The sequence below is a fragment of the Siccirubricoccus soli genome (assembly GCF_024178315.1).
Lineage (GTDB): Bacteria > Pseudomonadota > Alphaproteobacteria > Acetobacterales > Acetobacteraceae > Siccirubricoccus > Siccirubricoccus soli.
The window spans coordinates 1-12,261 of sequence record NZ_JAMZIK010000064.1 but is presented as its reverse complement, the minus strand read 5'-3'; the positions used below and the strand labels follow the sequence as shown (position 1 = coordinate 12,261).

10 protein-coding genes and 1 tRNA gene are annotated in these 12,261 nt (G+C 73.2%); 7 read left to right on the top strand and 4 right to left on the bottom strand.

Annotated features, from left to right (window positions below):
- Window positions 1-64 precede the first annotated feature (64 nt).
- From NJ376_RS10675 to NJ376_RS10660, 4 genes are all read left to right on the top strand, one after another.
- Window positions 65-1,633 carry a DUF1800 domain-containing protein gene (locus NJ376_RS10675; protein ID WP_252953234.1) on the top strand — a complete coding sequence of 523 codons (1,569 nt, stop codon included), beginning with the start codon at window positions 65-67 and terminating at the stop codon, window positions 1,631-1,633.
- A 12-nt stretch (window positions 1,634-1,645) separates the two neighbouring features.
- Window positions 1,646-2,854 carry a DUF1501 domain-containing protein gene (locus NJ376_RS10670; protein WP_252953233.1) on the top strand — a complete coding sequence of 403 codons (1,209 nt, stop codon included), beginning with the start codon at window positions 1,646-1,648 and terminating at the stop codon, window positions 2,852-2,854.
- A gap of 472 nt (window positions 2,855-3,326) precedes the next feature.
- A complete protein-coding gene (locus NJ376_RS10665; RefSeq protein ID WP_370288167.1) occupies window positions 3,327-4,742 on the top strand; it encodes a mannose-1-phosphate guanylyltransferase/mannose-6-phosphate isomerase in 1,416 nt (471 codons plus the stop codon).
- Window positions 4,743-4,891: 149 nt separating this feature from the next.
- Window positions 4,892-5,059, top strand: a complete 168-nt coding sequence (locus NJ376_RS10660; RefSeq protein ID WP_252953232.1) for a hypothetical protein — start codon at window positions 4,892-4,894, stop codon at window positions 5,057-5,059.
- A 253-nt stretch (window positions 5,060-5,312) separates the two neighbouring features.
- Here the strand turns inward: NJ376_RS10660 and NJ376_RS10655 are convergent.
- Window positions 5,313-5,384 (bottom strand) — tRNA-Val (locus NJ376_RS10655).
- A 178-nt stretch (window positions 5,385-5,562) separates the two neighbouring features.
- Between NJ376_RS10655 and NJ376_RS10650 the strand changes: the two genes are divergently transcribed.
- The gene (locus NJ376_RS10650; RefSeq protein ID WP_252953231.1) at window positions 5,563-6,390 is read left to right on the top strand and encodes a DUF3108 domain-containing protein; all 828 of its coding nucleotides are present in this window, start codon (window positions 5,563-5,565) and stop codon (window positions 6,388-6,390) included.
- On the opposite strand, the gene gph is transcribed toward NJ376_RS10650, so the two are convergent.
- On the bottom strand, window positions 6,349-7,008 hold the full coding sequence (gene gph / locus NJ376_RS10645) for a phosphoglycolate phosphatase (protein WP_252953230.1): 660 nt from the start codon (window positions 7,006-7,008) through the stop codon (window positions 6,349-6,351). The genes NJ376_RS10650 and gph overlap by 42 nt on opposite strands.
- 248 nt (window positions 7,009-7,256) lie before the next feature.
- Between gph and glmU the strand changes: the two genes are divergently transcribed.
- Window positions 7,257-8,624, top strand: a complete 1,368-nt coding sequence (glmU, locus tag NJ376_RS10640; RefSeq protein WP_252953229.1) for a bifunctional UDP-N-acetylglucosamine diphosphorylase/glucosamine-1-phosphate N-acetyltransferase GlmU — start codon at window positions 7,257-7,259, stop codon at window positions 8,622-8,624.
- A gap of 3 nt (window positions 8,625-8,627) precedes the next feature.
- Complete coding sequence (gene glmS, locus NJ376_RS10635; protein ID WP_252953228.1) at window positions 8,628-10,451, top strand: glutamine--fructose-6-phosphate transaminase (isomerizing); 1,824 nt, start codon at window positions 8,628-8,630, stop codon at window positions 10,449-10,451.
- Window positions 10,452-10,607: 156 nt separating this feature from the next.
- Here glmS and NJ376_RS10630 read toward each other — a convergent pair whose 3' ends face one another.
- The gene (locus NJ376_RS10630) at window positions 10,608-11,636 is read right to left on the bottom strand and encodes an LLM class F420-dependent oxidoreductase (RefSeq protein ID WP_252953227.1); all 1,029 of its coding nucleotides are present in this window, start codon (window positions 11,634-11,636) and stop codon (window positions 10,608-10,610) included.
- Between the two features lie 5 nt (window positions 11,637-11,641).
- On the bottom strand, window positions 11,642-12,261 hold a 620-nt coding region (locus NJ376_RS10625), incomplete at its 5' end, for an LLM class flavin-dependent oxidoreductase (RefSeq protein ID WP_252953226.1).

Here is a 12,261-nt window from a genome sequence, read left to right as displayed (position 1 = left end):
ACTCGACCCTGCACGCCACGGGCGATAGGCTGCCCGACATCACTACCCACCAAGCGAGACGGCCATGACAGGAACGGTCATGATACCGGCGCTGGATGAAGCCGCGGCGCATCGCGTGCTGGCCCGCGCCGCCTACGGAGCCCGCCCCGGAGAGGCGGCGCAGCTGGCCCGGCAGGGGCTGAGGCCCTGGGTGGAGCAGCAGCTTGCCCTGCCGGCCGAGGATGCGGCCCTGCAGGAGAGGCTGGATGCGCTCCGCATCCCCATCCGCTACCGCCGGCCGGAGGGTGAGCCGCCGGTGGACGAGCTGCGGCCGCTCACGGCGCTGTACGCGCCCCAGGCGCAGAACTGGGCGCTGATCGGCTGGCCGGACCAGCCCGTGCCGTCGGCGGAACGCGAGCGGCCGCGCGTCGAGCTGATGATCGCCACCACCCTGCGCAAGGCGGTGGCGGAGGCGCAGCTGCGCGAGCGGCTGGTGGAGTTCTGGCACGATCATTTCAGCGTCTCGACGATGACGCTCTTCTCCGTGCTGGTCTCGATCGTCGAGCATGACCGGCAGATCCGGGCGCATGCGCTGGGCAATTTCCGCGCCCTGCTGGAAGCCATGGCGACCAGCCCGGCGATGCTCGCCTATCTCAGCAATGCCTCCAGCCGCGCCGGCGCGCCGAACGAGAATTATGCGCGGGAGCTGCTGGAGCTGCACACCCTGGGTCAGCCCGCCTATTTCGGCGCGGCCCGCACGACGCATGAGGTGCCGAAGCTGCCGGACGGCAGGCCCGCCGGCTATGTCGATGCCGATGTGTGGGAGGCGGCGCGGGCGCTGACCGGCTGGACCTTTTCCAACAACCAGCCCCTGGACCCCGGCCGGCGCCTGCCGCGCACCGGCGAGTTCACCTATGTCGCCGCCTGGCACGATCCCTACCAGAAGCGCTTCCTGGGGCTGGAGCTGGAACCCTTCGCGCCGGAGATGGCGCATGGGCGGGCGGTGCTGGACGCGCTGGCGACGCATCCGGCGACGGCGCGCTTCGTCTGCACCAAGCTCGCCCGTTTCCTGATCGGGGACAAGGCGCCGCCGGCGGCGGTGGCGCGGGCGGAACGCGCCTTCCTGCGCCATGCCGAGGCCGGGGACCAGATCGCCAAGGTCGTCTCGGCGCTGCTGCTGGGGCCGGAGATCGCGGCGCCGGCGCAAGGCAGGACGCGCCGGCCGCTGGATTTCGTCGCCGCCGCGGCGCGGGCGCTGGAGCTGCCCTTCGTCCCGACTCCGCAATTGATGGGGCAGATGGCCCAGGCCGGGCAGGGGCTGTTCGCCTGGGCCTCCCCGGACGGGCAGCCGGTGGAGGCGGAGCCCTATCTCGGCGCCAGCGCGCTGCGGGCCCGCTGGGGCGTCGCCCTCGGCCTCGGGCAGAATCGCTGGGGCACCGGGGCCTCGCCCCGGCTGGCGGAGCTGGCCGGGCAGAAGGTGGATGCCGCGGCGCTGGCGTTGGCGCGGCTGGCGCTGGGGCCGGAGGCGGCGCCGGCGGCCGCGACCATTGCCGGGGTGTGGTCGGCCGCCGGCCGCAACCCCCGGCCGGATCCCGCCGAGATCGGCGAGCTGGCGGGCTGGGTGCTCGCTTCCCCGGCCTTCCAGACCACCTGAAGGGGGCGCGCGATGAACCTCATCCTGAATCGCCGGGCCCTGCTGCGGGCCGGCCTCGCCACCGCCCTGCTGCTGGGGCTGCGCGGCCTTGCCTTCGCGGCCGATCCGGCGCGGCCGGCGCCGCTGCTGCTGCTGGTCAGCCTGCGGGGCGGCATGGACGGGCTGCACTTCCTCTCCCCGGCCGATGATGCGCGGTTCAACGCGGCTCGCCCGTCCAGCCTCATCGCCGGCAACGGGCACCCGCTGGAGGCCTCGCGGGAGACCGATTTCCGCCTGCATGCCGAGGCCGGGCCGCTGGCCGAGATCTGGCGGGACGGCCGCATGGCCATCTGGCCGGCGGCCGGGATGCCGCTGACCACGCGCAGCCATTTCGAGGCCCAGACCCTGATGGGCTGGGGCGGCGGCAGCCGGGGCGAGAGCCCGGTCCGGGAGGGCTGGCTGGCCCGCTGGGCCGCCGGCGCCTCGCCGGCTGGTGCCGAGGTCATCGGCCTTTCCGTCCGGGGCGGGCTCTCCGCCGAATTGGCCGGGGCGCGGCATGCCGTGGCGGTGGCGAGCCTGGCCGGGGGGGTGGCGCCGCCCCAGGGCGAGTTCGGCGCCGCGATGCTGGAGGCGCTGTACCGCCACGGCCGCAGCCCGGTGGCGCAGGCGGGGCGGGATGCGCTGGCCGGGCTCGGCGGGCTGGACCGGCGGCTGCCGCGCGGCGCGGATGGCAAGGTGCTGCCCTATCAGCCCGCCGCCGGGGTGGACTACGCCAGGGCCGGGACCTTCGGCCAAGCCCTGGCCACCGCCGCGCAGGTGGCGAAGCTCAGCCCGAGCCTGGTCGCCGCCACGGTCGATCTCGGCGGCTGGGACACGCATGAGGGGCAGCCCAACCGCTTCGCGGAGCGGGTGCGGGTGCTGTCCCACGGGCTGGCGGCGCTGGATGCGGACCTGGCGGAGCTGGGCCGGCCCTGGACCGTGCTGGTGGCCAGCGAATTTGGCCGCCGCCTGCGCGCCAACCGCAGCGAGGGCACGGATCACGGCCGCGCCGGGGTGGTCTTCGCTTTCGGCGGCGGGCGTCCCTTCGGGCTGGGGCGGCGGTTCGGCCCCTGGCCGGGCCTGAATGCGGAGCAGCTGGAAGAGGGCGTGGATCTGCGCGTCGCCACGGATTACCGCGAGGCCTTCCGCCAGGTGGTGGCGGAGCTGGCCCCGGACCGCGCCCCGGCCTTCGCCCCAGGCTGAGGGCAGGGGCCACACTGGCGTCCCGCGCGGCGGCCGGAGCCGGCCGGAGCGTAACCGGCCGGGGCAGGCTTGCCCGCGGCCGTGAAGCTCGCCGCCGGAGACCAAGGGGAAGGGTTGCGCGAAGCGCCGCCGATTCGGCTCCGGCAGCGGCGCGGGCCGCATGGCCGCCGCGACCCTCCGTGGCCGGGCGGTCCGGGGTTAACCTCCTGGCATCAGCTGGGCGGGCAGGATGCCGGGCGGCGCCGCGGCATGGGGGTTTATGGCCGGAAGGTGGTTGGCATCGCCCCAGGCTTGCCGCCTTCCCCTGCGACTGTCCTACTGCCGCCGGACATGTCCGGCAGGCCTGGCGCACCGGGATCGGGGGCTTGCGGGATCGGCCCGGCAGCCCTGGGGTCCGGCGGCCTGCCGGTCCCTGCGCTGCGCGGACGACGCCCGCGAATCGGCAGGGCGGGACACTCATAGGGGGCTTCTGGTGGCGATCGTTCCTGTCATCCTTTCCGGCGGCACCGGCACGCGGCTCTGGCCCTTGTCGCGGGAAAGCTATCCGAAGCAGTTCTGGCCGCTGGTCTCCGACCGCACCATGCTGCAGGAAACCGCCGAGCGCGCCGTCGGCCCCGGCTTCGCGACGCCCATCGTGGTGTGCAACGAGGCGCACCGCTTCCTGGTGGCGGAGCAGCTGCGGGCCACCAGCGCGGCCACGCCGCGCATCCTGCTGGAGCCGGTCGGCCGCAACAGCGCCCCGGCCATCGCCGCTGCGGCGCTGCTGCAGCAGGCGGAGGATCCCGGGGCGGTGCTCTGGCTGATGGCCGCCGATGCCGCCATCGCCGAGGTGCCGGCACTGCATGCGGCGCTGGAGCGCGCCGTGACGGCGGCCCGGGCGGGGCGGATCGTCACCTTCGGCATGCAGCCCACCGCGCCCGAGACCGGCTACGGCTATATCGAGGCCGGGCCGGAGCTGGCGGAGGCACCCGGGGTGCGCGCCGTCGCCCGCTTCGTCGAGAAGCCGGATGCGGCGAAGGCGGCCGATTTCCTCGCCGGCGGCCGGCATCTGTGGAATTCCGGCATGTTCGTCGCCACCGCCGCGACGCTGGTGGCGGAGCTCGAGCGCTTCGCGCCGGAGGTGCTGCAGGCGGTCGGCGTGGCGCTGGAGGGGGCGAAGCGCGACCTCGACTTCGTCCGGCTGGGAGCCGAGGCCTTCAAGGCGGCGCCGGCCATTTCCATCGACTACGCGGTGATGGAGAAGACCGAGCGGGCGGCGGTGGTACCGGCGGCGATCGGCTGGTCCGACCTCGGCAGCTGGGCCTCGCTGTGGGAGGCGGCGCCGCGGGATGCGGCCGGCAATGTCGCCCAGGGGCCGGTGGAGCTGGTGGACAGCCAAGGCTGCTATGTGCGCTCCGAGGGCATCCTGACCGGCGTGGTCGGGCTGACCGACACGGTGGTGGTGACCACCGAGGATGCGGTGCTGGTGATGCCGCGCGGCCGGGCGCAGGACGTGAAGCTGCTGGTGGACCGGCTGCGCGCATCCGGGCGGCCGGAGGCGACGCAGCACCGCCGGGTCTATCGCCCCTGGGGCCATTATGAGGGGCTGATCCAGGGCGACCGCTTCCAGGTGAAGAAGATCCAGGTCCGCCCGGGACAGAAATTGTCGCTGCAGAAGCACTTCCACCGGGCCGAGCACTGGGTGGTGGTGAACGGCACCGCGGTGGTGCACCGGGATGGCGAGGACATCCTGCTGCGGGAGAATGAGAGCGTCTATCTGCCGCTGGGCTGCGTCCACCGGCTGGAGAATCCGGGCATGATTCCGCTGACGCTGATCGAGGTGCAGGTCGGCGCCTATCTGGGCGAGGACGACATCGTGCGGCTGGAGGATACCTACGGCCGGAGCTGAGGCACGGGCGGGGGCGGGGGCGGGGGGCGACCGGCCTCGCCGGACCGGAGTTTACTCACATAGTATTAACGCGACCCGCAGGGATGGATCGGCTAGCTTCGCGTCCAGGTTGCTCCATTGGAAGTTGGTGCGCGCAGAACGTGTGGTCGATGCATCTCTCGCCCCGGGCCCTGACCGGCATGATCCTGGTCATGGCCCTGCTTCTTGGGCTGCTGGCTTCCCTGGCCGGCAGCATCCTGCGGTTGCTGGACGGCGACAGCGCTGCCCGGCCGCCACGCGATGGCTTCACGGTGCAGCCCTACGATCCGCTGCGCTGAACCGCTCGCGGCCGCGCCAGGCGCCGGCCGCAAGCCCCATCTGCCACTGCCAGGCGGCGGCCCGGCCCCTGCATCCCCGACCCATCACCAGGGAAGGCCGAGGCCCGTGCGGAGCGGGCATGTGCGACTGCACGCACGCTCCGGCAGCCCTGCCCGAACCCGCCCGGCCTCGATGGCGCGCAGCCCAATCCCGCGCCGCCCGCCATGCGCGCGGCCAAACCGACGCAATCCAAAAACGGAAACCCCGGGGGAATGGGCGCGGTAGGGATTGAACCTACGACCCCCGCCGTGTGAAGGCGATGCTCTCCCGCTGAGCTACGCGCCCGGAGTTGGGCTTTCCTAGGGGGTCAGCCGGGCGCCGTCAACCGCATCGCGCCGCCGGAAGCCGGTCCCCGCCGCGAACACCTGCCATGCCTTGGCGCGGGATTGACACGGCATGAATACGGCATGCGCCGCCAGCTTGGCGTTGCCCTTTGCAGCGCAGCATCCCTAATCTCCCTCCCATGCGGCGATGCCTGGGGCTCCCCCTGCTGGGCCTGGCACTGCTCGGTGCCCTTCCGGCCCGGGCCGCCCCGCTTTTGGCGCGCTACGAGGTGCGGGCGGCCGGGCTGCCGGTGATGCAGGTGGATGCGCTGCTGGAGCTGGACGGGCCACGCTACGCGGTGCGGACGCGCATCCGCACCCTCGGCGTCGCCGCCCTCTTCTCCACCAGCGACCAAGTGACCTTCGCAACCGGCACCTGGCAGGGCAATGTGCCTCGGCCCAGCGCCTACCGGGTGGAAGGGGTGTGGCGCGGCGGCCCTCGCGAGGTGGCGATGGACTGGACGCCTGCCGGCATGCCGCGGCTACAGGCCCTGGTGCCGCCGGAGGCCGGGGAACGGGAGGCGGTGCCGGACTCGCTGCGCCAGGGCACCATGGACGCGCTCTCCGCCCTCGCCCTGCTGACCCGCACCGTGGCGGCGACGGGGCGCTGCGATGCCGTGGCGCATGTCTATGACGGCCGCCGGCGCGCCGACTACACGGCGCGGACCGAAGGCCCGGCGCCGATCCCGGAGGGGCTCGGCTTCCAGGGCCAGGCGCTGCGCTGCGGGCTGGAGGCGCGGCTGATCGCCGGCCGCCGGGCGGACCAGGATCCGGAGGAGGCGCAGCGGCCGCAGCCCGCCACGGCCTGGATGGCCGATCTCGGCCAGGGCCGGCCGCCCCTGCCGGTGGCGGTGGACCTGCCCTCCCGCTGGTTCGGCAGCGTCCGGGCGCGGCTGCTGGGGGTGGAGACGGTGCCTCCCCAGCGCCTAGCCGCGGCGCTGGCGGAATTCGGCCAGCAGCGCCGGTAGCGCCGCCGGCCGCTCGGCGATGGCGGCGGCGCCCGCGGCCATTTCCGGCAGCCCGTAGCCCCAGGCGGCGAAGAGGGCGGGCATGCCGGCGCCGATGGCCGCGGCGACGTCGTTGCGGTGGTCGCCGATCATCACCGCCTGGTCGGGCGTGCCGCCCGCCGCTGCGACGGTCGCCAGCAGATGCGCGGGGTCCGGCTTGCGGGTGGGGAAGCTGTCGCCGCCGCCGATGGCGGCGAAGCGCACCGGCAGCGCCAGCGCCGCCAGCAGCGCCTCGGTCGCCGCCACCGGCTTGTTGGTGCAGAGGGCGAAGCGCCAGCCGGCGGCCTCGAGCGCCGCCAGCGCGGCGGGAATGCCGGCGAAGGGCCGGGTCTTGGCCGCGGCATGGGCGGTGTAGTCGGCGGTGAAGGCGGCCAGCGCCGCCTCCCCGAAGGGCAGGTCGCGGGCGGCGCAGGCGCGCTGGACCAGCACCCGGACCCCGTCGCCGATCATCCGCGTCACCTCCGCCCGGGCGAAGCCGGGGCGGCCGAGCCGGGCCATCAGGCGGTCCAGCGCGGCGTGGATGTCGGGCGCGCTGTCAACCAGCGTGCCATCGAGGTCGAAGACGGCGAGGGGCGGCATGGCGCCAGCCTCGCCCGGCGCGGCGGCGGGCGCAATGCGGGAGGTGGGACCCGGTCGCCATGCGGCGGCGCGGCCCATGGCGGCGAGGCGCATGATCGTGACCGGCGGCGCGACCGCGGGGCGCGCGGCCGCGCCGCATCGCGCAGAGATCGCTTGCCTCCCCCGCGCCATCCGGTCACATGCCGCAATCGATATTGACCTGGCCGAGCTTGCCGGCGCCGCCCGCGACCGCCTATCGGAGAGACACGATGCCTGCCGCCGCCATCATCCTCGCCGCCGGTCTCGGCACGCGCATGCGGAGCGCGATCCCGAAGGCCCTGCACAAGCTGGCCGGGCGGCCGATGCTCAGCCACCTCATCGCGAGTTGCGAGGAGGTGTTCGACCGCATCGTGGTGGTGGTGGGGCCGGGGATGCCGGCGCTGGAAAAGGCGGCGCGGCCGCATGCCACGGTGGTGCAGGCGGAGCGGCTCGGCACCGGCCATGCGGCGCTGCAGGCGGAGGCGCTGCTTGGCGATTTCGCCGGCGATGCCGCCGTGCTCTACGCCGACAACCCGCTGATCCCGCCCGCCACCATCCGCCGCCTGCTGGATCGCAGGGCGGAGGCCGGGCTGGCGCTGCTGGCGATGCGCCCCGCCGATCCCGGCCGCTATGGCCGCGTCGTGCTGAACGCGGATGGCGATGTGGCGCGGGTGGTGGAATGGGCGGATGCGACGGAGGCGGAGCGCGGCATCGCGCTGTGCAATGCCGGCGTGGTCTGCGCCCCGGCGCCGGCGCTGTTCCGCTGGCTGCGGCATGTGCGGCCGCACAACGCGAAGGAGGAATACTACCTGACGGACATCATCGGCCTGGCGGTGGCGGAAGGGCAGCGCGTGGTGGCGGAGGAAGCGGCCGAGGCGGATCTCGCCGGCGTCAACAGCCGGGCGGAGCTGGCGGCGCTGGAGGCCAAGGTGCAGCAGCGGCTGCGCGAGCAGGCGATGGCGGGCGGCGCGACGCTGGTGGCGCCGGAGACCGTCTTCCTCGCCTGGGACACGCGGCTGGGCCAGGATGTGACGGTGGGGCCGAACGTCGTCTTCGGCCCCGGCGTGACGGTGGAGGACGGCGCCGAGATCCGCGCCTTCTCCCACCTCGAGGGCTGCGTGGTGCGACAGGGTGCCATCATCGGCCCCTTCGCGCGGCTGCGGCCGGGGACGGAGGTCGGCGTCGCGGCGCATGTCGGCAATTTCGTAGAGTTGAAAGCCGCACTGCTCGGTGATGGTGCGAAGGCGAACCATCTGAGCTATCTTGGGGACGCAACCATCGGTCCCGGATCCAACATCGGCGCCGGCACCATCACCTGCAACTACGACGGCGTGAACAAGCATCGGACGGAAATCGGCGCCGCGGCCTTCATCGGCAGCGATACCGCGCTGGTGGCACCGGTGAAGGTGGGCGACCGCGCCCTGGTCGCCGCCGGCAGCGTCATCACCGAGGACGTGCCGGCGGATGCCATGGCGATCGCCCGCGGGCGGCAGGCGGTGAAGCCGGGGCGCGGCTTCCGCGGCAAGCAAGCCGCGGAGCGGCGGGGGGCGGCGCCCGCGCCGAACGGGCCAGGGCCGGTACACGGCAAGGAGAGCTAGGGCATGTGCGGCATCGTCGGGGTGATCGGGAAGGCTCCGGCGGCGCCGCTGCTGCTGGATGCGCTGCGGCGCCTGGAGTACCGGGGCTATGACAGCGCCGGCATCGCCACGCTGGTGGATGGAAGGATCGAGCGGCGGCGGGCCGAGGGCAAGCTCGGCAACCTGGCCGCGGCGCTGGAGCGGACGCCGCTCTCCGGCACCACCGGCATCGGCCATACCCGCTGGGCGACGCATGGCGCGCCGACCGAGCGCAACGCGCATCCGCACAGCACGCACCGCGTCTCCGTCGTGCACAACGGCATCATCGAGAATCATGCCGAGCTGCGCGCCGAGCTGGAGGCGAAGGGCGCGGTCTTCGAGACGGAGACGGACACCGAGACCTTCGTCCGGCTGGTGGACGACTACCTGGCGCAGGGCGAGACGCCGGTGGCTGCCTTCGCCGCGGCACTGAAGCGGGTGCATGGCGCCTTCGCGCTGGCCGCTATCTTCGCCGGGCACCCGAAGCTGCTGCTGGCCGCGCGGCAAGGCGCGCCACTGGCCGTCGGCTTCGGCGAAGGGGAGATGTTCATCGGCTCCGACGCGCTGGCGCTGGCGCCGCTGACCCGCCGCATCGCCTATCTGGAAGAGGGCGACTGGGTCGCCATCACCGAGGATGGCGCGCGCTTCTTCGACATGGCGCATGCGCCGGCGGAGCGGCAGATCGTCACCACCGCCGTCTCCGGCGCCGCGGTGGGCAAGGGCAACCACCGCCACTTCATGGAGAAGGAGCTGCACGAGCACCCGGCGGTGCTGGGTGACACGCTGCGGCAATACCTCGACCCCGGCACCCAGGCGGTGCGGCTGCCGCGCCTGCCCTTCGACCCGGCCGCGGTGCCGCGGCTGACCATCTCCGCCTGCGGCAGCGCCTTCCTGGCCGGGCTGGTCGGGCGCTACTGGATCGAGCAGCTGGCGCGGCTGCCGGTGGATGCCGACGTCGCCTCCGAATTCCGCTACCGCAACCCGCCGCTGCCTTCGGGCGGCGCGGCCATCCTCGTCTCCCAGTCCGGCGAGACGGCAGACACCATGGCGGCGCTCAGGCTGCTGAAGGAGGGCGGGCAGCGCGTGCTTTCCGTGGTGAACGTGCCGGAAAGCTCCATGGCGCGGGAGAGCGATGCGGCGGTGCTGACGGTGGCGGGGCCGGAGATCGGCGTCGCTTCCACCAAGGCCTTCACCGCGCAGCTTGCGGTCATGGCCTGCCTCGCCATCGGCATCGGCCGGGCGCGTGGCCATGTCTCCGCGGCAGATGAGGCGAAGCTGACCGCGGCGCTGCTGCAAGTGCCGAGCCATGCGGCCGAGATCCTGGCCCGCGACGCCGAGATCCAGGCCCTGGCGGTGGAGGTGGCGAAGGCGCGGGACGTGCTGTTCCTCGGCCGCGGCTCGCTCTTCCCCATCGCGCTGGAAGGCGCGCTGAAGCTGAAGGAGATCAGCTACATCCATGCCGAGGGCTACGCCGCCGGCGAGATGAAGCATGGGCCCATCGCGCTGATCGACAGCAATGTGCCGGTCATCGCCCTCTGCCCCAGCGGGCCGCTCTTCGAGAAGACGGCGAGCAATTTGCAGGAAGCGGCGGCGCGTGGCGGGCGCATCATGGCCTTCACCGATGAGGAAGGCGCCGGGCCGCTCTCCCGCTTCGCGGAGCGGGTGATCGCGCTGCCGCGCGTCGGCGCCTTCTCCACGCCGATCCTGCACGCCATTCCGGTGCAGCTTCTGGCCTACCACGTCGCGGTGCTGAAGGGCACGGATGTGGACCAGCCGCGCAACCTGGCGAAGAGCGTGACGGTGGAGTGATTCCCCTGCAGCGCCGCGGGGCCCGTCCCTCGCAGCAAAGGATGTAGCCCGCGCCGCCCGGTGCCTGCCGTGGCTTTGCCACGGCAGGCTGTGCGAACGCCGGTTTTGGAGAGACCACCGGGCCCCCGCGACGATGCGAAGCGGCGTCGCGGGGATCTAGAGTACGGCCTCGGCGGCGACGCGCAGTGCCTCGATGGTGGCGCCGGTCAGCACCACCGTACCGACCTTCCCCTCCTTCGCCACCGCCTTCCAATCCTGCAGCCGGCCACGCACGCGGTCCGCGGGGCCGACCAGTGCGATCTGGTCCACCAGCGCATCCGGCACCGCCGCCGCCGCCTCCTTCTTCTTGCCGTCCAGGAACAGGTCCTGGATCTTCACCGCGGCATCCGGGTAGCCCAGGCGCTTGCAGTAGTCGTTGTAGAAATTCTTCCCCCGCGCGCCCATGCCGCCGATGTAGAGGGCGAGTTCCGGCTTCACCGAATCCCGGCAGGCCTGCAGGTCGGCGCCGATGCGGATCTTGGTGTAGGGCGCGATGTCGAAGCCGCTGAGATCCGCCGGCTTGCCGGCCTTCACCCGGCCTTCCAGCGTCGGCTTCACCACCGCATCGGCGCCTTCCGGCGACATGAAGATGGGCAGGTTGCCGTCCGCGATCTCGCCCGAAAGCCGCATGCCGCCGGGCGTGATGGAGGCGGTGTAGAACTTCATCGGCTTGCCGTGGAGGATGCTCTTCAGCGGCTTGCCGAGCCCCGTCGCATCCGGCCCGTCATAGGGGATGGTGTAGTGCGGGCCGCGATGGGTCAGCGGCGCCTCCCGCGCGATGATTTGCTGGATGATGGAGATGTATTCCCGCGTCCGCTCCATCGGCTTGCCATAGGCGACGCCGTGCCAGCCCTCCACCACCTGGGGTCCGGAGGGGCCGACGCCGCAGAGGAAGCGGTCGCCCGAGAGCTGCTGCAGGGTCATCGCCGTCATCGCCGCGCAGGCCGGCGTGCGGCCGGGCATCTGCATGATGCCGGTGCCCGCCTTGATGCGGGTGGTGCGCGCCAGCACCCAGGCGACGGGGCTGACCGCGTCGCTGCCATAGGCCTCGCCGCACCAGACGGAGGCGAAGCCGAGCCGCTCCGCCTCCAGCACCAGCTCCATGTCGATGCCGGTGTTCATGCTGAGGGTGATGCCGAGCTGCATGGGGGTCAGACCTTCTGGAGGATGGAATCGGCGAAGCCGCGCATGGCGGCGAGGAGGGCATCGGCATCGCCGCCGGGGAAGCCGAGATCGATGGCGGTGACGCCGAGCGCCCGCAGCGCCCGCACATCCTCGAGAATCGCCGCCTTCTCGCCGGAGAAGAGGCGGCGCTCGCCGTCCCCGGCCTGCGGCGGCACGCTCGGCCCAAAGGCCTGGACGCGGTAGGCGAGGCCGATGGACGCCGGGTTCCGCCCCGCCTCCGCCGCCAGCTTGCGCAGCCGGCCGATGGCCGCCTCGTAGCGCTTCAGGCTGTCCAGCGGGAAGGCGGGGTTGGTGCCGATCGGGTACCAGGCATCGCCGAGCCGGGCGGTGCGGCGCAGCGCCGGGCCGCTCTCGCCGCCGACCCAGATGGGCGGGTGCGGGCGCTGCACCGGCTTCGGCGCGAAGCTGACATTGCCGAAGCGGACATGCTCGCCGGCGAATTCCGGCGCCTCCTCGGTCCACAGCGCCTTGCAGGCCAGGATGTACTCGTCCGTCACCTTGCCCCGCGCGGCGAAGGGCGCGGTCTGCAGCGCGACGAACTCCTCCTCCAGCCAGCCCGCGCCGATGCCGATGGTGAGCCGCCCCT

Excerpts from the sequence above, each read along its gene's own strand:
- NJ376_RS10675 (WP_252953234.1), top strand. The coding sequence starts at position 65 with ATGACAGGAACGGTCATGATACCGGCGCTGGATGAAGCCGCGGCGCAT.
- NJ376_RS10670 (WP_252953233.1), top strand. The coding sequence starts at position 1,646 with ATGAACCTCATCCTGAATCGCCGGGCCCTGCTGCGGGCCGGCCTCGCC.
- NJ376_RS10660 (WP_252953232.1), top strand. The coding sequence starts at position 4,892 with ATGCATCTCTCGCCCCGGGCCCTGACCGGCATGATCCTGGTCATGGCC.
- NJ376_RS10650 (WP_252953231.1), top strand. The coding sequence starts at position 5,563 with ATGCGGCGATGCCTGGGGCTCCCCCTGCTGGGCCTGGCACTGCTCGGT.
- gph (WP_252953230.1), bottom strand. The coding sequence starts at position 7,008 with ATGCCGCCCCTCGCCGTCTTCGACCTCGATGGCACGCTGGTTGACAGC.
- glmU (WP_252953229.1), top strand. The coding sequence starts at position 7,257 with ATGCCTGCCGCCGCCATCATCCTCGCCGCCGGTCTCGGCACGCGCATG.
- glmS (WP_252953228.1), top strand. The coding sequence starts at position 8,628 with ATGTGCGGCATCGTCGGGGTGATCGGGAAGGCTCCGGCGGCGCCGCTG.
- NJ376_RS10630 (WP_252953227.1), bottom strand. The coding sequence starts at position 11,636 with ATGCAGCTCGGCATCACCCTCAGCATGAACACCGGCATCGACATGGAG.